Below are 20,481 nucleotides of genomic sequence, written 5' to 3'. Positions count from 1 at the left end.
TCCAGTGTCTCAAGAGGCCACCGGGCGGTCACAGCTGATACGGACTGTCTTCGTAGAAGGCCATCGCGGGCCTGTCGCACCGCAGCCGGGGCAGCAGACTCGTGGCGACTGCCGCGAGCACCGGATGTGATGACTCACGGGACAGTGCCAGCAGGTCGAGATCGGCGAAGTCGGGCAGCGCCCCGCCCGGGCCACGCTCTCCACCCAAGGGTGCTTTGTCCCCTTCAGTACCGCGCACGTTCACCTCTCCAGGACGGCCGATCCGGCCTCTTGACACAGGCCCAGGCCAGCCTACTGCCGACGCGGTTCGGAAATGGACCGCGCCGCACCTTCGGCGGATACCAAGTTCGCAGCACCAGCCAGGGTCTGGCTGTCCATCAGCTCGGGGGGGGCCGGGTCAGGTCGGCAGCGGCTCGAAGTCCCAGTAGGGCCGCTCCCTGCGGCGGACGGAGAGCGTGTGCGGATGCTGCGCGCCGAGCGTCTCGGACAGCTGCTGCAGCGCCTCGTGCTCCAGCTTCGACGCCTCCTGCCCGCGCCGCAGCAGCCGCAGGTCGGAGGCGAGTGCGGCCTTGCAGGAGAGGGTCAGCGGGTGCGTCTCGCCCATGAGCGTACGGGCCGACTCCAGGACCTCGCGGGTGAGCTCGGCGGCGCCCTCCTCGTCCCCGGCGAGGCTGCGGGCGCCGCCCGCGTTCAGACCGGCGCCAAGAGCCCAGGGGTGGGACCGGCCGACGGCGGTGCGCATGTCCAGGAGCGCCTGTTCCGCGATTCTGAGCGCCTCGTCGCGCTCCCCGTACTCCCACAGGGCCAGCGCGACATTGCCCGCCGTGCCTACGGCATACGGATGATGCGGGCCGACCAGTCTGGCGTACTGCTCGGCGACGGAGGTCGCCATCTCACGGGCCTGTTCCAGGTTCCCGTGCTCCCGGTTGAAGGTCGCGAAGTCGGCCTGTACCAGCAGCGCGTCGGGGTGGGTCGGGCCTTGCCGCTGCACGAATCGCTCCACCACGCTGCGCATCAGCGACTCGGCGCTCAGTAGATCGCCGTTGCGCCGCATGCACAGGGCCAAGTTGTGTTCGGCGAAGAGGGTTTGGGGTGTGTAGCGGTCCATGGTCTGACGGTGAGCGCGGACGTTGAGCTCCTGCCGGGAGGTCGCCTCGGTGTAGCGGCCCAGGAGACGCAGCATCCACGCGTTGAACATGCCCGAACGCAGGGTCAGATGGTGATGCGGGGTGAGCAGCTGCTCGCGGATCAGAAGGATTTCGCTGTGCAGCCGCAGCGACTCCTCGTACCGGCCCAGCAGACTCGTCACCACGGCGAGATTGCCGCGGTCCTGCAGGGCGCGCGGGGTGTCGGCGCCCACGGTGCTGGTGTACGCCTGGACGCACTCCTGGAACATGCCGTGCGCCTCGTCGTAGCGGCCCAGGGACACCAGGGTGCCGCCCAGACCGTTCTTGGCCCGCAGCAGGTCCGGGTCGTCGTCCGAGCGGGTCTCGGCGAGCTGGTCGAGAACGGCCCGGCCGACGGCCTCCGCCTCCAGGTAACGGCCGCTGCGCCGCAACATGTTGGCATGGTCATGGATCAGGATCAGCATGTCGCGGTCGTCCGGACCGAGTCGGCCCCGCCAGCGCGCCACCGCCTGCTCGCACAAGCGCAGCGCGGCCCGGTTCTCGCCCCGCACCCGCATGTACTCGATACAGTTCAGGACAAGTTGACGTACCACCGGGTCGGAGCTGTCCAGGACGCCCGCGGTCTCCAGGTGCGGGATGAGTTCCGCGTACCGGCTCCATTCGCGGGTGTCGGCAGGGCGCCTCGGGTCCGCACCCGCCAGCAGGGAGCAGGCGATCGCCGACAGGGTCTCGCGGCGGTCCTCGGTGAGGGTGCTCAGCAGGAAACTGTGGTACAGGCGGTGCATCGAGACGCGGTCCACCCCCGGTTCGGGGCCCGAGGACTCGACGTAGTCGAGGCGGACCGCGGTGGACTCCGAAAGGCGGCGCAGCGCGGTGTGCCAGCGGATCGGGTCACCGGCCAGTGCCGACAGATGCTCCGGGAGATCGGACGGGTGGGCGGCCTGCATCAGCCGGACCGGGATGGCGTCCGGGTTGAACAGGGCGAACAGATGGAGCAGTTCGACGGCCTCCGGGTTGTTCTCCTGGAGTGTGTTGAGAGTTATCGACCAGCTGGTCTGGAAGCCCATCGGGTAGTCGGAGGAGATCCGGATGCCGATCTGGCTTGCCTCGCCGCGCCGGATCATCGAGATGTAGTCCTTCGCCGGCATCACGTTGGCATCCAGCCAGGCCGCCGTCTGCGCGAGCAGCAGCGGCAGGTCCTGGACGGCGTCGGCGAGTTGGTCGGCCTCGGTGTCGGTCAGCCGCTGGGCGCGCCGGCGGACGTACGCGACGGACTCGGGTCGGCGGAAGGGCTGCACCTCGATCTCGGTGACATTGCCGGAGGCTGCCCAGTCCTGGGTGAGCGTGGTGATCAGGACATGGCCGTTGCCCTCCGGGAGCAGGTCCTCGATCTGCTCCATGTCGTCCGCGGAGTCCAGGACGAGCAGCCATCTCTTGTACGGCTGTCCGGTCCGCAGCGCCTCGTGGACCGCGCGGATGCGCTCACCCAGCTCGGTGCCGACCGGCAGCTCCAGCCGCGGGGCCAGCTGGGCGAACTGCTCACGGGCCGGGGCGCGGAAGCGGGCCCCCACCCACCACACGATGTCGTAGTCGTTTCCGAACCGGTGCGAGTACTCGTTGGCGATCTGGCTCTTGCCGACACCCGAGATCCCGCGCAGCGCACAGCGGGCACCGCCCCGGCCGCCGCGCTCGAAATGGGCGTGCAGCTCCTCCAGGATCGCGTCACGGCCGGTGAAGCGGACGTTGCGGCGCGGCACGTTCCACACCGACGGCGGGTCGTTGGGGAAGCGCGGCGCGGGTGCCCCGGTAGGGGCGACCGGCTCGGCGGACGGCTCCAGGTCCAGTCGGCGCAGGATACGGCGGCGGGTCTCGCGCGAGTCCAGGTCCCGCAGGTCGACCGGGCGCAGCGGCGCGGCCGTCGCGGGCAGCGCCCGGGTCGCCACGCTCACCGCGGAGAAGCGGTCCAGATGGGCCGGCACCACCTCGTGCAGCGCCTCGGTCCACTCGGTGTCCGACCGAGGGCCGAGCGAGAAGTACCAGTCGTCCAGCACCAGCAGCACGCGGCCGGGGGCCTGCAGCAGATTGCGCAGCGCGTCGGTGAGCGACATCCGCAGCGGCGGGTCCCAGCGCAGCAGCGTCGTCTCGTGGCCCAGCTGCTCCAGCTGGTGCGCGATCCACGTCGCCCAGGGCCGGTTGAATCCCGCGTAGCTGATCGTGAAGTGCTCGTGGGACGCGCCGCCCTTGGACCTGTCGGTCATCCGACCGTCTCTCCTTGCCATCGGGAGTGGGATATGTATGAAAAGTGAAAATTCTGACTAGATTTGCGCGCAGTTTATGCGATGTGTTCAGTTTCGTGGCATTACCGCGCTCAGCCGCGCCGCCGCATGCCGTACGAGCCGCTCTAGGTCGGCGCAGTAGACCGACGGATGGCGGAACCCGCTTCCCAGGGAGAAGCGGTGTCCGTAGTTCCCGCCGCCGCACACCCGGCCCACCGGACAGGCGCGGCAGTCGTCCGCGAGACCCTCCATGCCGAGCTGCCGGGCGGCGATCCCCGGATGGTCCAGCGCCTCGTCGAAACGGTGCCCGAACACGTCGAGGCCGGTCGCGGTGGCCCGGTCGTACGCCAGGTTCAGGGAGTCGATCTGCTCCACCGAGCCGTCGGTGTGCACCACCACCGCACAGGTCGGCGACAACCCCACGGACTCCGTCGTGCTGGGCACCCCCAGCAGCAGCCCCACGACCTCCGTGAACAACCGCACCCGCGGCTGCGAACCGTCCGGCGCCCCGTCCCACCACAGATCGAACGCGGTGGCAAGCCAGTCGCCGTACGGCGTCGGCACGGCCGTCCGGGCTCCCGGCGCGCGGGCCGGCAGGCCCGGCGGCGGGCTCGACCAGTTGGCGTGCGGCAGCAGCAGATCCAGGCGTGGCGGGCGCAGCTCGGCCAGGGACTCGTACACCTCGGCAGGATCGCTGCGTACGTCGATGGCGCACAGGATGCCGGCGTAGATCTCCGGCCGGTCGGCCAGCAGCCGCGCCGCCCGCTCCGCCGCCGGCCAGGACGGCCGCCCGGCCTTGTCGACCCGGCGCCGGTTCAGGTGCGCGGTGCCGCCGTCCAGGCTGAGCCCGACCCGGATGTTCGCGTCGGCCAGCCGGTCCAGGGTGCGGTCGGTGATCAGCGTGCCGTTGCTCTGCACGGTGGCCCGCAGCGTGACCTCGGCGGGCAGCGCCGCGCGGACGGCGGCCACGTAGGCGAGGGCGGGCTCCGCGCCGGACAGCAGCGGCTCCCCGCCGTGCAGATCGATCCGCACCTCCGACAGACCGTGCACGGCGGCGTGCTCGGCTATCCGCAGCGCCGTCTGCCGCATCACCCCCGGCGCCACCCGGGCCGGGCGGCCCCGCCAACGGGCGTCCTCGCCCTGGTAGATTACGCAATAGGTGCAGTCCAGATTGCAGCGGCTGTGCACCTTCAGGACGAACTGGCGGAAGGGGAAGGGCCGGTGCCCCGCACGTCTGAGGGCCGCCACGTCCAGTTCTGCGTGCGGCCAGGGCGCGATCTCCCGGTCTCTGGCGGTTCGTAAGCTGTCGTCCGAAGCTGTCTGCACGGCATCAACTCCCCCGGTATGGCCGTGATTCGCCGCTACCGTTCTACCCCGGGAGAGTCCTCGTGATACGCCGCGAGACCGCCTTCGGCATGACAGGACCGAGCTAGTAGCGTGGCCAGCACGGCGCCCAGCACGGGATGGTCGACCTGGGTGCGGAGAGCGGCCAGATCGACACCACTGAAGTCGGGCAGCGGGGAGTTCGCCAGTCTGTCCTGCTCGGTCAACTCCGCCACTCCGCACTCCCTTTCAGTCCGTTCCGCCGAGCGCGGTCATGCGCTCGAACGTCAACTGGGCAGTCTGCTCCTGCGCCGCCCCGGCCCGCTGCCACAGCGGCCAGGCCGCGCGGTACGACTCCAGCGCGTGCTCCGGTCCCGCCGTCCGCTCCAGCACCACCCCGCGCTGGTGGTACGCCCGGGCGGCCAGCAAAGGCTCACCGGCCCGGTCCGCACTCCGTACGGCGTGGTGATACGACTCGGATGCCCGGTCCAGCCACTTGGACACCTTCGTCTGCCCGGCCAGCCGCAGCAGTACGTCCCCGCGCTCCAACCATGCCAGTGCCGCCGTGCGGTCGTCCGGCGCACCGCGTGCCGCGCGGGCCAGCACCCACTCGGCCTCGTGCAGATCGGTCTGCGTACCGCCCGCGCCGTGATGATGACGCAGGGCGCGGCCGAACAGAAGCTGCCGGTCGGCCAGATGCGGATCACTGCCCGGCGTCAGCGCCAGCGCCGACCGCAGCACCCGTACGGCATCAGTGGCCACCGCGAGGCCGGCGCCCCGCTCGGCCCGGGCGGCGAGCACCTCGCCGTGGCCCGCGAGCAGCTCCGCCCGCTCCGGGGCATCGCGCCCCACCAGCGCCTCCGCCTGGGTGAACACCTCGTCGGCGGCCGTGAGTTCGGTGAGCTCGGCGGTGTGCCGGTACCGCGCGGCATGCGCCTCGGCCAGCCGGCGCAGGGTCGGTACACGTAACGCCGGACTCAGGTCGCGGACCGCCTCCACCGCCTGACGCAGTGCGTCCAGGACCTCCGGATGACCGGTGTCGCCCGCGGCTACGGCCCGCGCCTCGGCCAGATCGAGGAGGGCGCGGCAGCGCACGGCCGACGGCGCGCCGTGCCGGCCGGTCAGCCGTACCCCCTTCTCGAAGTCGGCGGCGGCCCGGAGCGCCAGCGTCCGCGCCTCATCGGCCGCGTCCCGGTGCCGGGCGTCACCGGCGAGCGCCAGCAGCCGCCGCCCACGGGCCAGCACCGCCGCATCGAGCCCGCGCAACCCCAGAACTGATGGCGGCAGCAAGGGGCCACCACCGTCCGCGGCCGTTCCACCCGAGGGCACGGCCGGTCACCGGACCCGGGGCAGAGAGGGGAGGACGGCCGTACCGTTTCGGTCACGCCGGGCGCGCGTGGCGGGGCACCACGCCGGACGGCTGTGCCACTCGGTCACGTCGCGCTCCTCGTCATGGACGCTCGGATGCGTGCGAACACCATGACAGTACGCGGCGACGGCCCGGTCAACACCGCATTCCGGCCGCCCCTTGCGGTCGGGAGACCCGCCGGTGACCGCGATGGTGGACGGCAAACGCTTTATGATCACGCCGACTTCACCCAACTGGGCAACAGGGTCATCGAGGTCTTCCACAACCGACAGCGGCGCCACTCAGCACTGGGCTACCGCACCCCGATCGAGTACGAACTACTCTCCGAACAAGACACCATCCCCGCCGCCAGTTAGCCACCGCAGCTGGAACCCAAACCGTGGGGCAGGTCAAGATGTCACCCGATCGTGCACCAGACCCGAAGCCGTGCCCGGTACAGCAGGGCGATGGTGTCCTTGGGCGGTCCACTCCGGCGACCAAGTCGTGAGGTAGGGGGGCCAAGCCAGGTTCGCCGCGGTGGGGGTCGGCAAGCGGACCAGTCATGTCCGCATCACCGGCAGGGTGAGCGAGCCGGTGCTCCGCTGAAGCGGGGCATCGGACGTCAGAAGTGGGGGTTCTCGGTGGGCCGGTTGGCCGCGGTGGCCGCCTCGGGCAGCTCGGTCAGGTCGCCGGTCTCCGAGGAGCGTTGATCAATCCACCAGCCGGCGCGGGTGATCGTACGAGCCGCCTGCCCGATCTCTTCCCACTCCGCCTCGCTGGTTCCGCCTTCGAGGACCAGAGTGGTGTACGCGGCAGCCAGGACCTGGTGGCGGCAGCGCATGCCCCAGGCGACGGCGCGCTCGCGGCCTTCGAGGGGCGGCATTCGGTACTGCTGCGACCAGGCTTCGGACTCGGCCTGCTCTTCGGCGCCCTTGGCTTCCAGCCAGGTGGCCTTGTCCTGCTCGTCGCCATCCCTCGCGGCCCGCCAGCAATCGGTGCTTATCTGCACTTCACCTGGACGAGTGCGATACGAGGGCGACATCCGTCGTGGTGGGTTCCGCCGCTGGGTACCGTGTGTACATGTCCACTCGCGCGGAGTTGCGTCGCATATGCCGAATCGACCGTTGCATGGAGATCATTCTGCCGAGGGTGGTCCGACGCGTGCTCAACGGCACGGTGTCGCAGCCCGGTTGGTTGCCTCGTCGCTTGATGACCCTTGTGTCGGGTGACGTCGATCTGGATGCAGGCGTCGGCGCAGTCTGGCTCGTCTGGCGTCCCGGATCCGTGAGAACGGAGACGCATACTGCACTGATTGAGCGCTGCGGCGAGAAGTGGCGGTACATAGGTCGGGGGAGTGCGTCGGGCGGTGATCTGCCAGCCGAGAGGCTGGCGGTGGGCCAGCCAGGGCAGGTCGGCATGATCGAGCTCGGCGGAGGCACAGGTTGCCTGAGCTATGCCTATCGCCTGCGGCATCGTCATCCGGACATGGGCCCGTGGGTCGGGTCCAGCGAACTCCGGGTGGCGGCCGAGGTGGATCATCTCCTCCTCGGTGACCGACGGGTCGAGGTGCCTGGGCATGGGTGGCTCGTCGTGGTCTGGAAGTCCCCGTCCACGGGCCAGGGGGGGATTCGACCGCTCCTCGTGGCTGTGGGGGGTGAAGGCTCGGAACTCTCCAGGTTCGGCCCTCACGACGGTATGGACAGCTATACCTGGGCAGAGTTGCGAGGCCAGGTGGAGTGGTAGCTGCGAGTCCTCCGTCAGCACGGTCCTCCTGCCGCTCAGGGGCCTGCCTGCGGCAGAGCCGCTTGCTTCGGCAGGCAGGGGTATGAAGGGGATCATGGTGTCTTTTCCTGCGGTGGTGTGGTGGTGAACTGCCCGTCGGCCGCTCAAGGTCGGAAGGCGTGTCACCGTGTTCTAACTTCCAGACGGTGCCCCGTGGGGTGCCGTGCTGTCGTCGCTGCGCTCGGACTCGTCCTTTGCGGATGGATCGCCTTCGTGCGGGAGGTCTGGCCGCAGAACTCGGGTGACCGCAAAGAGCTGTTGCAGGAAAGACAGTGCGAGCGGGCGCGTCGGCGGCTTCCTCCCGGCAACAGCAAGCAGGGTGAGCCCGAGAGCTGATCCCGGAAGGAGAGCCAAGAGGCACGGGGTGGCGCCTTCGGGGCAGGGGTCGTCTCCAGCAGTGCATAGGGAAGTACGGGAGGGTGGCCACTCCCCGTATTTTTCACTCATTCGTGTGTCCCGATGTCTGTGGATTTGGCGAATCTCCTGAGATTGCGCTGTCCTGCCTCCATGCCCAAGAACGTGAGCGGCGGCGCCGCACCTGCAGATTCGGACCGATTCCATGAAGTCCGCGGTCAAGGCTTCTACTTGAGGGTGGACCGCCAGCCCGACTCTCCCACTGAGTGGCTCCGTCTTCTTGCCCGAATCGGCGGGTCTTTGGCGGTGGAATTTTGGGCGTCAACCTTGCCCGGAGCCCCTCGCTCGGCTCGACCTGAGCGGGTGTGAGGCGCGCAACGTGTTTCCTGTTCTGGTCGGCGCGGACGAGAGCGTGAGAGTCCGCAAGGGTGGGGCCAGCCCACGGCCGAGGAGACGGGGATGACAGCAGTGCACTGTGCGCGTCCGGTGTAACCGAGTTGGTCAAGCAGTATCGTGGCGTGTGTCTCCCTGCTTGGTGCAGGGAAGCGCGCGGCCCTTGTCGAGGCAGCATCAGCTGCCCGTCGAGAGACCTATTCCGCATGCTTGAATAGCCGAACCTGCCGATAACTCCCGGGTATTTCCGGATAACGGGCGTCCCGGTTGAGGTCAATCCACCGTTGGTGCGTGCGGTCAGCCGGTCAATGCCTTGACTTCCTTGTCCACGGAGTCGGCTGCAGGGGTCAGGTCCCCATCGAGCGAGTCCAGAATCAGTCCAAGGGCGGCCTGCGGGTAGTATTCGCGTCCGTGCAGCGGCTTGTGGCCTGCACATTCGAGGCGCGCCAGCATCCCGTTCTCCGCTTCTCGGGCGACCCCCTTCGGGAGGCCGGTGAAGAGCCGGTGTCGGGTGTTGTAGCCGTCGCGGGCGTGCCGCGACAGCCGGACCTCTCCGTCCCCGTTGCTGATGCCGAACTTGACCCCCGACTTGCCGGTTACCCGGTCTGTGCCAGTCACGACGTAGAACACATCCTGCGGTTTGGCGGCTCGGCCGGTCCTAGCACTCCGCTCGGCGGCAGCAGTGACGCGCGCTTCCTGCGCCCGGGCTCGTGCCTCCTGGTCGGCCTTGAGTTTCTGCATGGCAGCCTCGCGCTCAGCTCGCTCGGCAGCCTCGCGCTCAGTCCGGAGAGAGGGTTCACGTTCTTCCGCGTAGTTCCGCTCGGTCGCATGCACGCGCATCACGTGCATATAGGCGCGGAAGCGGTCGTAGTTGATGCCCGGCTCGAACCGCACGATCGCCTCTGCGATGTGAGCCTCGCTCAGTGTGTACTCGCCATCCTGGTGAGCGTGATCCTCCCAGCTCGCCTCAACGATGTCCCAGAGTCGCGACGTCTCGATGCCTCGCAGGCCGGCCAGGTGGTAGTTGGCCTGGATGAGGTATCTACTGACAGGGTCGTCCCAGAAGGGATCGTAGATATCGGGGCCGGGGATTCGACGGTCGGTGTTATGCGGAACAGCGGCATGGAGGTCCCTCAGGCGGTGCCGTGAAGCGGCGTACGTGGCGACCCCTACGTCACGCGCAGCGGCCCGCAGAGCCGTCACGGCCTGCGCCAGGGCGATTCCTGCAGAAGTGACAGCCTCCATGTGGCGGCGTGCCGGGAACTGCGGGAACATGACCGACGGTGCTGCTGCGACTGACGTATCTCGCTGTGACGAACGGTTCGCGAGGCTGCGCCTGCTGCCTATGAGCGACCACGGCAAGGACATCGAGATCCTCGCCCTGCGCCATCAGCTCATGGTGCTGGAACGCCAACTCGGCAAGGAGAGAGCGCGGTTCGCCCCGGGCGACCGGGCGTTCCCGGCCGCGCTGCTGCACCGTCTCCCGCGTGGTGTGCTGCGCCAGGTGCGGCTGCCGGTGCGCCCCGATACGGTGCTGCGGTGGCACCGCGACCTGCTCGCGCGTCGGCACGCGGCCCGTTCCCGGCCGGGCCGCCCGGGCCGGCCCCGCACCGTGCGCTCCGTCCGTGTCCTGGTGCTGCGTCTGGCCCGGGAGAATCCCGGTCGGGGCTACCGGAGGGTGCATGGCGAACTGCTCGTCCTGGGCGTACGGGGGCTGCTTCCACGATATGGCAGATCCTGAAGGCGGCCGGGATCGATCCCGCCTCCGAACGGAGTTCCAGCACGTGGGGAGGTTTCCTGCGTTCCCAGGCCGACGCCCTTGTGGCGTGCGACTTCTTCGAGACGGTCACCCTGACCGGGGCGCGGCTGTACGTGTTCGCGGTGATCGAGCATGCGACCCGCCGGATCCGTGTCCTGGGTGCTACCGCGCACCCGACCGCCTCCTGGCTGGTACAGGCCGCGAGGAATCTCGTCATGGACCTTGAGGAGTCGGACTGCCGGGCACGGTTCCTGATCCGGGACCGGGACGGCAAGTTCCCCGAGTTGTTCGACAGCGTCGATTGATGAGGGCGAGCTGCAGGGCGTTGGGGTTGTGCTCGCAGTCGACCACGGTGTCATGGTCGACGGCCGCGGCCGGTCCTGTCTCGGCAAGGCAGGCCGTTCCCGCCGCCACCAGCACTGCCGCAGCCGTCACCCAACGAGGGGCCACCCGCCTGTCCACTCGAATAACCGCTGCATCCTCCTGCGCCAGTGAACACTCGTCGTAACCGGCAAGAGGTTGTCCGGGCGGATGGCAGCTGCGGGGATGGCGGGACCCGATGCCATTCGAATGGCCGTAGCCATTGACCGGTACGGTCCACAATCGACGGGCAGCCAGGCCGGTTACAGCGGCTGCCATCGCGGCGGCCGTGGCAGCCCGCCGTACCACCGGTCGATCCCGTCCACGCACCGCGGTCAGAGGGCGTCGACGCCGCTCACCTTCCAACCGTCGGAGGTGCGGGTGAGCGTCATACGCACCCGGTTCAGGTCCAGCCGGGGCTCCGAAACCTGGGTGCTGCGGGTGACCTGGTTGACGAAGAGCAGGACGACGGCCCGGTCCGGTGTGGCCGACACGACGGAGACCGCCGGGGCGCCGCCGTCGGCGGGTGTGGCGACGGTCGCCTTCACCACGCCGTGGTACTTCGTCGCGGTCGGCGCGACCACCGCCCTCGTGGTCTTGCCGTACTGGTCGCGGAAGTGCCCGGTCAGCAGGGCGCGGGCCCGGGAGAAGTCCCGGTCCAGGTGCCGGTAGTCGTACGACAGCACGACCGGCGCCGCCTGCCGAGCGGCCGCGAGGGCCTCGCCGCGAGCCTGTTCCGCCTGCCGCCCCTGCCGGTACTGCCACCCGAGTACGGCGGCCGCGACCAGGGCCGCCACGAGGACGACGCCCAGCACCGCGGTGAGCACGCTTCGCCCGGCCTTGCGCGGGGGCGCGCCGTCCTCCGGCTGCTCCCCCTCGGACGACTCGGACGACTCGGTCGACTCGGGCTCCGGCGGGTCCTCCCAGCCGTTCGCCGGGGGCTCGATGAGCAGGGTGCGCCCGGAGGGAGGCTGTTCTTCCTGGCCGGCACCGTGCTCGGGGCGCGCGGGCCGTCCGGCGCGCTTGGCTGCCGCGCGGGCGGCCGCGGTCATGGTGCGGCGGGCCGGTGAGCCGGTGCGAGAGGTCGGGTTCGCCATGGTGTCTCTTCTCATCGATGGCCTCACGGCCGGGTCAGCCCACGAACGCGACGTCGGAGGTCAGCCAGCGGCCGTCCACGCGCGCGAGGTCGAGCTGGAGCCGGTAGGTGCGCGCCTGCCCCTCGGGCGCGGCGCTGTTGGTGACCTTGCTGTCGGCCACGACCAGGACCCGGGCCGAGCGCGCGTCGGACCGCACGATGCCCGCGTCCAGGACCTGTCCCTCGGACACCGACTTGTTCTGCGCAACCAGCTTCGTCAGCTGTGCGGTCTGCGCGGCGAACTCCTTCTTGAACTCGCCGGTGGCGCCCTTCAGCACATTGCCGCTGTCCCGGTCGTAGTGCCGGTAGTCGAGCGAGGTGAAGTTCAGCGCCGATTGGCGGGCCGCCGCCAGGATGTCCTGACGGCGCTGTTCCGCCGCGCGCTGGTCGGACAGCTTCAGGCCCAGCCAGACACACAGCACGGTCGTCAGCACGGTCGCGGCGACGAGCCCCGCCGACAGCAGCCTCATGCGTCCGCCTCTCATGCCATCGGTCCCACGAGCAGCCATTGCCACGACTCCTTTCCGAACACGGTCTGTTCCCCGCCCGTCGAGCCGATCTCGAAGGGCGTTGCGTCCGGGCCGGTCACGGTGCCGGTCTCCGGGTCGTACGGGGCCACGAACGCGCTCTGGCCGGCGCTGTACCGACCCGTCGTCGCGCCGGGCGCGTTCTGCGCTCCGCGCACCGAGGTCTTGCTGCCGCGCGGCACCGTGCAGCGCGCGTCGGTGTTCGCCGGGCGCGTGCTGGTGTCGGCGGGGTCGCGCCGCTGGGTGCCGTAGCCCTGGGTGCATGCGGGAGGGTCGTCGGCGTTCACGGTCATCCCGAAGTGGGTGGTGCCGTCGCCGGGGATGACCGTGTAGCTGCCCGCGACCGTGAGCGGGAGTGTGACCAGGGCCTGTTCGACGCCGGGCAGCCGGGCCAGGGTGATCTGGCCGCCGCTGATGAGGTTGGCCAGCAGGACCGGCACCTGCGGGCGGGTGGACTTCAGCAGGGAGTCCAACTGCTGGGCTGCGGGCGCGGTGTTGTCGATGAGCCTGCGCAGATCGCCGTCGCTCGACTTCAGCTGCTCGGTGAGCGTGGCCAGGTCGCGGGAGAACGACTTGATGGCCGAGCCCTGGTCGGCCTGGGTCTTGAGCACCTTCCGCGAGTCCTCGATCAGCGAGACCGTCTGGGGGAGCGACTCGGACGCCGACTCCACCAGCGCGTTGCCGGAGTCCACCAGCCGGCTCAGGTTCGGTCCGGTGCCGGCGAAGGCCTTGCCCAACTCGTCCACGGTGACCCGCAGATCGTCCTTGCCGACCGAGTTGACCAGCCGGTCCAGGCTGAGGACCAGGTCGGTGACCGGCAGTGGGGTCCGGGTGCGGCTGCGCGGGATCGGGCTGCCGTCCATGAGGTACGGCCCGCCCGAGCGCCGCGGCTGGAGGTCGACGTACTGCTCGCCCACCGCCGAACGGTCGGCGACCACCGCGAGCGTGTCGGCGGGGATCCTCGGGGCACTGTCCTCGATCTTCAGCGCCACCGAGACCCCGGACCCGGTCAGCCGCAGATCGCCCACGCGGCCCACCGGCACGCCCCGGTAGGTGACCTCGGCGCCGGGGAAGACGCCCCCGGACTCGACGAAGTCGGCGCGCACGGTGTAGCCGCGGTGCAGGACGTCGTCCACCAGGCCCGTGTACCGGGCGCCGACGTAGGACACCCCGAGGGCGGTGACGGTGGCGAAGGCGAGCAGCTGGGCCCTGACCGTACGTGTGATCACGGCAGTATCCCCTTCAGCATCAGCTCGGCGAGGCCGAGATCGACCCCCGGCGGGAGACGACGCGAGCCGTCCCCGGTGCCGTACGCAGCCGTGCACACCGGCGGGCACAGCAGGGTGCTGCCGTCGGAGGGCGTCGAGGGTACGGCGGGCGCGGAGGGCACGGGGGGCACGGGGGGCACGGGGGGCACGGACGGGGTGCCCGGCAGGGACGGGACGGACGGGAGAGGGGCGGGAGTGGGGACAACGGGAAGACGCGGTGTCCCGGGTGCCGGGGACTTCCCGCCGTTGCCCGGCTTGCCGGTGACGTTGCCGTACAGGTCCGCCAGGTCGAGGTCGGCGGTGATCTCGAGGTTGACGTAGTCGCCCTTGACGGCGTCCGTCGCGTTGCGCGGGAACGGGTAAGTGGTCAGGAGCTCAAGGGAGTCGGGCAGGTCGTCGCCCGCCTTGTTCAGCTGTTGCAGGATGGGCTGGAGCTTCTTCAGGTTGGCGACGGTGTCGTCGTGGGAGGCGTTCACCACCCTGGTGCCGGTCTTGCCGAGTGCCGACAGGGCGGTGAGCATCTTCGTCAGGTCCTTGCGCTGGTCGGCGAGGGCCTTCAGGGCGGGCGGAATGGTGTCGACGGCCAGGGCGATCGTCTTCTTCTCGTCCTTCAGCCGCTTCGCCAGCCGGTCGACGCCCTTGAGCGCGCGCACGATCTCCGCCCGCTGGTCGTCGAGGCCGCCGAGGAACGTGTCGAGTTGCTTCAGCAGGGACCTGACCCGGTCCTCGCGGCCGCTTAGGGCCTTGTTCAGCTCGACGGTGATCGTCTTCAGCTGGGCCACCCCGCCGCCGTTGAGCAGCGCGGACAGGGCCGACAGCACCTCCTCGACCTCCGGGTTGCGGCCGCTGCGGGACAGCGGGATGCGGTCGCCGTCGTGGAGCCGTCCGACGGGTCGCGTGCCGGTCGGTGCGGACAGGGCGACGTACTTCTCGCCGAGCATGCTGGTCTGCCTCAGATCGGCGACGGCGTTGCCGGGCAGCTTCACCGAGTCGGCGATGCGCAGCCGTACCCGCGCGTGCCAGCCGTCCAGTTCCACCTTCTCCACCGCGCCGACGGTGACGTTGTTGACCTTGACCGCCGACTGCGGCACCAGGTCCAGGACGTCCCGGAAGTCGACGGTGACGTGGTAGGCGTGACCGTCCGAGGCGGCGCCGCCGGGGAGCGGAACGTCGTACCAGCCGTTGAACTCGCAGCCGGTCAGCAGCAGCGAGCCGACCGCCGCCCAGGCGGCCACCCGCCCCTTGCGCTGCACGCTCATGCCGGTGCCCCCAGAATCCCGCCGAGGGTCTTGTCGACCGTGCCCGTCGACGGCGGGGCCGACGGAACCTCGGGCAGGGAGTCGAAGAGCTTCTTCAGCCCGGCACAGTTGTCGTGGTCGTCGCCGGTCGTCTTCAGGATCGAGCAGAGAACGGAGGACGGATCCTGCGAGGTCTGCGCGTTGTTGCGGGTGTCGAGGGTGCCGGCGGCGGGGTCGTAGGCGTTCTGCAGGTTCGACAGGCCCGTGGGGGCGACGGTCAACAGCTCCTCCAGAGCGTGCCGTTGGGTGACGAGGACCTTGGTGACCTTGGCCAGGCCCTGCACGTCCGAGGTCAGCGCCTTCTTGTTGCCCTTCACGAAGCCGGACACGTCGCCGAGTGCTGCGGCCAGGTACTTCAGCGCGGCCGCGAGATCCTTGCGCTCCCCGGCGAGCTGCCCGGCCACGTCCGCGAGGTCGGTGTTGAACGACCGCACGCTGGTGTCGTCCGCCGCCAGCGCGGCCGTGAACACCTGAAGGTTCCGCACGGTCCCGAACAGGTCGCCCCGCCCGTCGGACAGCGTGGTGACCGCCTGGGACAGGTCCTCCACCGTCTGGTTGAGGTTCTCGCCCTGCCCCTGGAGGTTGTCCGCGCTCACCCCGAGCAGCCGGGACAGCGCCCCCTTCTTGTTGGCACCGTTCGGGCCGAGTGCCTCGGCGGTGGTGTGCAGGCTGTCGAAGATCCGGTCCAGCTCGACGGGGACGGCCGTACGGGACTCGGGGATGACGCCTCCGTCCCGCAGCACCGCGCCCTTGCGGTACACCGGCAGCAGCTGCACGTAACGGTCGCTGACCACCGAGGAGTTGATGATGGCGGCCTGTGCGTCGGCGGGGACCTTGCGGCTCCGGTCGTATTCCAGCTCCACCCGTACCCGGTCGCCCTCCGGCGTGATCTTCTTGACCTCGCCGATGCGGACGCCGAGGACGCGGACGTCGGAGCCGGGGTAGATGCCGACGGTGCGCGGGAAGTACGCCGTGACGCGGACGGGGGCGGGGCCCGGCCAGAGGACGACGGCGAGGCCGATGACGATCGCGAGCGCGGTGAACAGGGCCAGGAGTCTGCGGGTCATCGGGTGCCTCCCGTCCGTGGCGTGACCGGGGCGGCGACCAGGTTCTGGATGTAGGAGTCGAACCAGCGGCCGTTGCCGAGGGTGTTGGTGAAGAGCCGTACGTAGGGGGCGAGGAGCTGGACGCTGCGGTCGAGGCTTGCCTGGTTGCGTTCGAGCATCGTCACGAAGGTGTTGAGGTTCTTCAGCGCGGGCCCGATCTCCTTGCTGTTGTCGTCGACCAGGCCGGACAGCTCGATGCCGAGCAGCGCGGAGCTCTTGAGCAGCTTGTGGATCGCCGCACGCCGCTCGTCGATCTCCTTGAACAGGGCGTCACCGTCCTTCACCAGCGCGGAGAAGTCCTTCGTGTGACCGGCCAGCACCTTGGTGACTCCGTTCGCATGGTCGAGGAGCCCGCGCAGCGCCTGGTCACGGGCGGCGACGGTCCGGGAGATCCGCGACAGCCCCTTGATCGACGCCCGCACCTCCTCGGGGGAGTCCTGGAAGGTGACGGAGATCGTGTCCAGTGCCTTCGCGAGCCGGTCCGTGTCGATCTCCTCGGTGGTGGTCGTCAGGTCACTGAAGGCCTGGACGACGTCGTACGCCGACACGGTCCGCCGGAGCGGGATCTCGCGGCCCGGCCTCAACTGGCCGGGCCCCTTCGGGTACAGGGCCAGGTACTTCGCGCCGAGGATCGTCTTGACACGGATCGACGCACCCGTGTCGGTACCGAACGCCGGATGGCCCTTCACTTTGAAGGTCACCTTGACGTGGTCGCCGTCCAGGTCGACGCCCTCGACCTTGCCGACCTTGACCCCGGCGATCCGTACCTCGTCGCCCGGCTTGAGCCCGCCGGCCTCGGAGAAGGCCGCGCTGTAGGTGTCGCCGCCGCCGATCAGCGGCAGGCTGTCGGCGTTGAAGGCGGCAACGGTGAGCAGCGCGAGGACGGTGAGGCCGACGGCGCCTACGACGACCGGATTGCTCCCCCACTGCCTGAGAGGCGTGGGAGGTGCCCCCACGCGGAAGGGCTTCAGGCGTGGGCGCCTGAGCCGGATCCTGGGCAGCTTGGGCGGGAGGACGCGGACTTTCAGGAGGGGTTCGGGGCGGGGTTTGCGTTTGGGCAGCAGTCTGGGGAGTCGCGGCAGCTTGGGCGGGAGGACGCGGACTTTCAGGAGGGGTTCGGGGCGGGGTTTGCGCTTGGGCAGCAGTCTGGGGAGTCGCGGCAGCTTGGGCGCCAGGACCCGGACTTTCACGAGGGGTTCGGGGCGGGGTTTGCGTTTCGGCAGCAGTCTGGGGAGTCGCGGCAGCTTCGGCGGCAGGACGCGGACCTTCACCAGCGGCTCGGGGCGGCGGACCTTGCGCCGCCTGATGCGCATGCTCATCCGCCGCACCTCGCCTGCGCCACGTGCAGCTCCGGGCTGATCACCTGCTTGGTCTTCGGCAGCACGATCCGGCCGTCGAAGTCGCAGAGGTAGAAGTTGAACCACGAGCCGTACGAGGCGGTCCCCGTCAGCTTGTCGAGCTTGTTCGGCAGCCGCTTCAGGACGCCCTCCACGGTGTTCTCGTTCTTGTTCAGCGTTCCGGCGAGATCGCCGAGCCCGGCGATGTCGTCCTTCAGCGGTGGACGCGCGTCCTTCAGCAGCCCCGACGTGACGTCCGTGAGGTCGCCGATGCTCACCAGCGACTCCCCGATGGGCTTGCGGTCGGCGGACAGCCCCGAGACCACCCGGCGCAGCTGCGTGAGCAGCCCGGAGAAGCGGGAGCCGCGCTTGTCGAGCGTCTCCAGGACGGAGTTGAGGTTGTCGATCACCGATCCGATCAGCTTGTCGCGGTCGGCGAGGGTGCTGGTGAGCGAGGCGGTGTGCGCGAGCAGGCTGTTCACCGTGCCGCCCTCGCCCTGGAGGGTCTGGACGATCTCGGTGGCCAGCTGGTTGACGTCGCTCGGGCTGAGCGCGGCGAACAGCGGCTTGAAGCCGTTCAGCAGGGCGTTGAGGTCCAGCGCCGGCTGGGTCCGGGACAGCGGGATCGTGCCGCCCGGCCGCAGCCGCGCGGTGACGTCCCCCGTGCCCTCGGTGAGCGCGATGTACCGCTGCCCGACCAGGTTGCGGTAGCGGACGACCGCACGGGTCCCGGCGAGCAGCGGCCGGTCCGCGCTGACGGTGAACGTGACCTCCGCCAGGGTCCGGTCCTTGATCCGGATACCGTCGACCTCCCCCACCCGCACTCCGGCCACCCGGATGTCGTCGCCGGTCTCCAGCCCGGTCACGTCGGTGAACACCGCGTGATAGGTGTCCTTGGGGGCGAAGGAGACGTTGACGATGGTGGCGGCGAGCAGCGCCGTCGCCGCGATCGTGACCAGCGCGAAGAGGCTGAACTTGACCAGCGGGGCGGCGGTCTGCCGGGCTCCTGACCTGCTCATGCGACACTCACCGCCGTTCCGCGCGCGAGCGGCCCGAACAGCAGGGTCGCCACGGGCGGCACCTGGTCCGCGGGGACGCCCATGACGGGGGCCACGAGCGAGCCGACGGCCCGCTGCTCGGCCCGGGTGGCGGACACGCCGACATCTCCGGGGAGGGCGCCGGCGCCGGAACCTCCGGCCGACGTACCGTCGTCGAGGTGCGGCTTCGGCCCGGGTACCTGCGGATGCGGCAGGCCGCGGCAGTTCGGACCGGACCGTTCGCCGTACACCGGCTCCTCACCGGGCCGGTACGCCCCCTGCGGCCGGACGACCTCCAGGGTGATCCGCATCTCGCCGCCCCGGAACGCGTCCTCCGACGCCTTCTCCTGCCGGACCAGGCCCTGGAACAGGCACGGGTACTCGGGGGAGTAGCGGGCGAACAGCTCCAGCGTGGGGCGGGAGACCCGGCCCAGGGTGATCAACCGGTCACCGTTCTCGGACAGGAAGTCGTTCGCCGTGCCCGCCACGGAGGCGGTCGCGCGCAGAGCCGAGGCCAACCGGTCCCTCTTCTCGACGATCGTCCGGCTGGTGGTGACCGTGTTGCGCAGGATCCGCATCAGGTCGGGGGCGGCGTCGCCGTACACCTCGGCGACGTCCGCGAACCGTGTGATGTCCTCCTTGAGGGAGGGCATGTGCGGGTTGAGGCGGCGCAGATAGCCCTCGACCCGGACGAGGTTGTCGCCGATCCGGTCGCCGCGGCCCTCCAGAGCGGTGGCGAACGCCGAGAGCGTGGCGTTGAGTTCGCCCGGCTGGACCGTCCGCAGCAGCGGCAGCAGGTCGTTCATCAGCTGCTGTACCTCGATGCCGACCGTGGTGCGGTCCTGAGTGATGACGTCCCCGGCGCGGATGGGCCGGGCCGCCGAGGCGGCGGGCGGCACGAGATCGACGTACTTCTCGCCGAAGAGTGTCTTGGGCAGCAGTAGCGCGTGTACGTCCGAGGGGATGTACGCGACGTACTCCGGCTTGAGCGCGATGTCGAGCGTGGCCTTCGTCCCGTCCGCGTGCGCCGCCCGGACCTCGCCGACCAGCAGCCCGCGCAGTTTGACGTCGGCGCGCGGCTCCAGCTGGTTGCCGAGCGCGTCGGCCTGCAGCGTGATGCGCACGACCGGCGTGAACGCCTGCTCGTAGACGGCCACGGCGAGCGACAGCAGCAGCGCGAGCACGGCGATGAACGCGACGCCGTACAACCTGAGTCTCAGTGCTCTCATCGGCCTCACCCCGCGATCCGTACGGTCGTGTTGGCGCCCCAGATCGCGAGGCTCAGGAAGAAGTCCAGGACGTTGATGGCGACGATCGAGGTCCGCACCGCACGGCCGACCGCGACGCCGACGCCCGCCGGGCCGCCGCTCGCGTGGTAGCCGTAGTAGCAGTGCACCAGGATGATCAGGACGGCGAAGACGATCACCTTGCCGAAGGACCAGAAGAGGTCTACCGGTGGCAGGTACTGGTGGAAGTAGTGGTCGTACGTGCCCGTCGACTGCCCGTAGTAACCGGTCGTGATGGTGCGGGCGGCGAGGTACGAGGACAACAGCCCGATCACGTACAGCGGGATCACCGCGACGAAGCCGGCGATCATCCGCGTCGTCACCAGGAACGGCAGCGACGGGACGCCCATCACCTCCAGCGCGTCGGTCTCCTCGCTGATCCGCATCGCACCGAGCTGCGCGGTGAACCCGGCGCCGACCGTCGCGGACAGGGCGAGTCCGGCCACCAGCGGGGCGATCTCCCGGGTGTTGAAGTACGCCGACAGGAACGCGACGAAGTTGGAGGTGCCGAGCTGGTTGAGGGCCGCGTAGCCCTGGAGGCCGACCTCGGTTCCGGTGAAGAAGGAGAGGAAGGCGATCACGCCGACCGTGCCGCCGACGACGGCGAGGGCGCCCCGGCCGAAGCTCACCTCGGCGAGCAGCCGCAGGATCTCCTTCTTGTAGCGGCGGACGGTGCGGCCCGTCCAGGCCAGTGAGCGCCCGTAGAAGGAGAGCTGGGATCCGAGCTCTTCGAGAGCGTCCAGTGGACGGCTGAGAAGTCGCATT

20 protein-coding genes are annotated in these 20,481 nt (G+C 69.9%); 4 read left to right on the top strand and 16 right to left on the bottom strand.

The window, feature by feature from the left end; all coding sequences use genetic code 11:
- Positions 1-28: 28 nt before the first annotated feature.
- From ACFY0P_RS22250 to ACFY0P_RS22230, 5 genes are all read right to left on the bottom strand, one after another.
- On the bottom strand, positions 29-208 hold the full coding sequence (locus ACFY0P_RS22250; protein WP_388915662.1) for a YxD-tail cyclophane-containing RiPP peptide: 180 nt from the start codon (positions 206-208) through the stop codon (positions 29-31).
- A gap of 189 nt (positions 209-397) precedes the next feature.
- The gene (fxsT, locus tag ACFY0P_RS22245) at positions 398-3,385 is read right to left on the bottom strand and encodes an FxSxx-COOH system tetratricopeptide repeat protein (protein ID WP_388915659.1); all 2,988 of its coding nucleotides are present in this window, start codon (positions 3,383-3,385) and stop codon (positions 398-400) included.
- Positions 3,386-3,472: 87 nt separating this feature from the next.
- The gene (locus tag ACFY0P_RS22240; RefSeq protein WP_388915656.1) at positions 3,473-4,729 is read right to left on the bottom strand and encodes an FxsB family cyclophane-forming radical SAM/SPASM peptide maturase; all 1,257 of its coding nucleotides are present in this window, start codon (positions 4,727-4,729) and stop codon (positions 3,473-3,475) included.
- 35 nt (positions 4,730-4,764) lie between these two features.
- A complete protein-coding gene (locus ACFY0P_RS22235) occupies positions 4,765-4,962 on the bottom strand; it encodes a YxD-tail cyclophane-containing RiPP peptide (RefSeq protein WP_388915653.1) in 198 nt (65 codons plus the stop codon).
- A gap of 13 nt (positions 4,963-4,975) precedes the next feature.
- Complete coding sequence (locus ACFY0P_RS22230) at positions 4,976-5,992, bottom strand: hypothetical protein (RefSeq protein WP_388915650.1); 1,017 nt, start codon at positions 5,990-5,992, stop codon at positions 4,976-4,978.
- 198 nt (positions 5,993-6,190) lie between these two features.
- Between ACFY0P_RS22230 and ACFY0P_RS22225 the strand changes: the two genes are divergently transcribed.
- Positions 6,191-6,451: a hypothetical protein gene (locus ACFY0P_RS22225; RefSeq protein WP_388915647.1), complete on the top strand. Its 261-nt coding sequence runs from the start codon at positions 6,191-6,193 to the stop codon at positions 6,449-6,451.
- A gap of 245 nt (positions 6,452-6,696) precedes the next feature.
- Here the strand turns inward: ACFY0P_RS22225 and ACFY0P_RS22220 are convergent, their stop codons facing one another.
- Positions 6,697-7,083 (bottom strand): hypothetical protein, encoded by a 387-nt coding sequence (locus ACFY0P_RS22220; protein WP_388915644.1) that lies wholly within the window; start codon positions 7,081-7,083, stop codon positions 6,697-6,699.
- 119 nt (positions 7,084-7,202) lie between these two features.
- Between ACFY0P_RS22220 and ACFY0P_RS22215 the strand changes: the two genes are divergently transcribed.
- Positions 7,203-7,817, top strand: coding sequence for a hypothetical protein (locus ACFY0P_RS22215; protein ID WP_388915641.1), 615 nt, complete (start codon positions 7,203-7,205; stop codon positions 7,815-7,817).
- A gap of 1,083 nt (positions 7,818-8,900) precedes the next feature.
- On the opposite strand, the gene ACFY0P_RS22210 is transcribed toward ACFY0P_RS22215, so the two are convergent.
- A complete protein-coding gene (locus ACFY0P_RS22210; protein WP_388915638.1) occupies positions 8,901-9,878 on the bottom strand; it encodes a hypothetical protein in 978 nt (325 codons plus the stop codon).
- 70 nt (positions 9,879-9,948) lie between these two features.
- On the opposite strand from ACFY0P_RS22210, the gene ACFY0P_RS22205 reads away from it, so the two are divergent.
- Both ACFY0P_RS22205 and ACFY0P_RS22200 read left to right on the top strand, forming a co-directional pair.
- A complete protein-coding gene (locus ACFY0P_RS22205) occupies positions 9,949-10,344 on the top strand; it encodes a hypothetical protein (protein ID WP_388915635.1) in 396 nt (131 codons plus the stop codon).
- Between the two features lie 80 nt (positions 10,345-10,424).
- The gene (locus ACFY0P_RS22200; protein WP_388915634.1) at positions 10,425-10,667 is read left to right on the top strand and encodes a hypothetical protein; all 243 of its coding nucleotides are present in this window, start codon (positions 10,425-10,427) and stop codon (positions 10,665-10,667) included.
- A 390-nt stretch (positions 10,668-11,057) separates the two neighbouring features.
- On the opposite strand, the gene ACFY0P_RS22195 is transcribed toward ACFY0P_RS22200, so the two are convergent.
- The 9 genes from ACFY0P_RS22195 to ACFY0P_RS22155 all read right to left on the bottom strand — a co-directional run bounded on the left by ACFY0P_RS22195 (position 11,058) and on the right by ACFY0P_RS22155 (position 20,480).
- The gene (locus ACFY0P_RS22195; RefSeq protein WP_388915632.1) at positions 11,058-11,819 is read right to left on the bottom strand and encodes a hypothetical protein; all 762 of its coding nucleotides are present in this window, start codon (positions 11,817-11,819) and stop codon (positions 11,058-11,060) included.
- A gap of 34 nt (positions 11,820-11,853) precedes the next feature.
- Positions 11,854-12,327, bottom strand: a complete 474-nt coding sequence (locus tag ACFY0P_RS22190; RefSeq protein WP_351498028.1) for a hypothetical protein — start codon at positions 12,325-12,327, stop codon at positions 11,854-11,856.
- Positions 12,328-12,338: 11 nt separating this feature from the next.
- On the bottom strand, positions 12,339-13,613 hold the full coding sequence (locus ACFY0P_RS22185; protein ID WP_388915630.1) for an MCE family protein: 1,275 nt from the start codon (positions 13,611-13,613) through the stop codon (positions 12,339-12,341).
- Complete coding sequence (locus tag ACFY0P_RS22180; protein ID WP_388915628.1) at positions 13,610-14,911, bottom strand: MCE family protein; 1,302 nt, start codon at positions 14,909-14,911, stop codon at positions 13,610-13,612. The genes ACFY0P_RS22185 and ACFY0P_RS22180 overlap by 4 nt, the downstream gene beginning before the upstream one ends.
- On the bottom strand, positions 14,908-16,017 hold the full coding sequence (locus ACFY0P_RS22175; protein ID WP_388915626.1) for an MCE family protein: 1,110 nt from the start codon (positions 16,015-16,017) through the stop codon (positions 14,908-14,910). Before ACFY0P_RS22175 ends, ACFY0P_RS22180 begins: the two co-directional genes overlap by 4 nt.
- Complete coding sequence (locus ACFY0P_RS22170; protein WP_388916374.1) at positions 16,014-17,012, bottom strand: MCE family protein; 999 nt, start codon at positions 17,010-17,012, stop codon at positions 16,014-16,016. Before ACFY0P_RS22170 ends, ACFY0P_RS22175 begins: the two co-directional genes overlap by 4 nt.
- Positions 17,013-17,371: 359 nt before the next feature.
- Positions 17,372-18,412: an MCE family protein gene (locus ACFY0P_RS22165; protein ID WP_388915624.1), complete on the bottom strand. Its 1,041-nt coding sequence runs from the start codon at positions 18,410-18,412 to the stop codon at positions 17,372-17,374.
- Positions 18,409-19,659, bottom strand: coding sequence for an MCE family protein (locus ACFY0P_RS22160; RefSeq protein ID WP_388915622.1), 1,251 nt, complete (start codon positions 19,657-19,659; stop codon positions 18,409-18,411). Before ACFY0P_RS22160 ends, ACFY0P_RS22165 begins: the two co-directional genes overlap by 4 nt.
- Before the next feature lie 5 nt (positions 19,660-19,664).
- On the bottom strand, positions 19,665-20,480 hold the full coding sequence (locus tag ACFY0P_RS22155; protein ID WP_388915620.1) for an MlaE family ABC transporter permease: 816 nt from the start codon (positions 20,478-20,480) through the stop codon (positions 19,665-19,667).
- Between the last annotated feature and the right edge of the window lies 1 nt (position 20,481).

It is taken from the genome of Streptomyces sp. NPDC001714, assembly GCF_042892755.1.
Classification (GTDB): domain Bacteria; phylum Actinomycetota; class Actinomycetes; order Streptomycetales; family Streptomycetaceae; genus Streptomyces.
The sequence above is the reverse complement of the archived record's forward strand: the minus strand, read 5'-3'. Positions and strand labels throughout refer to the sequence as shown.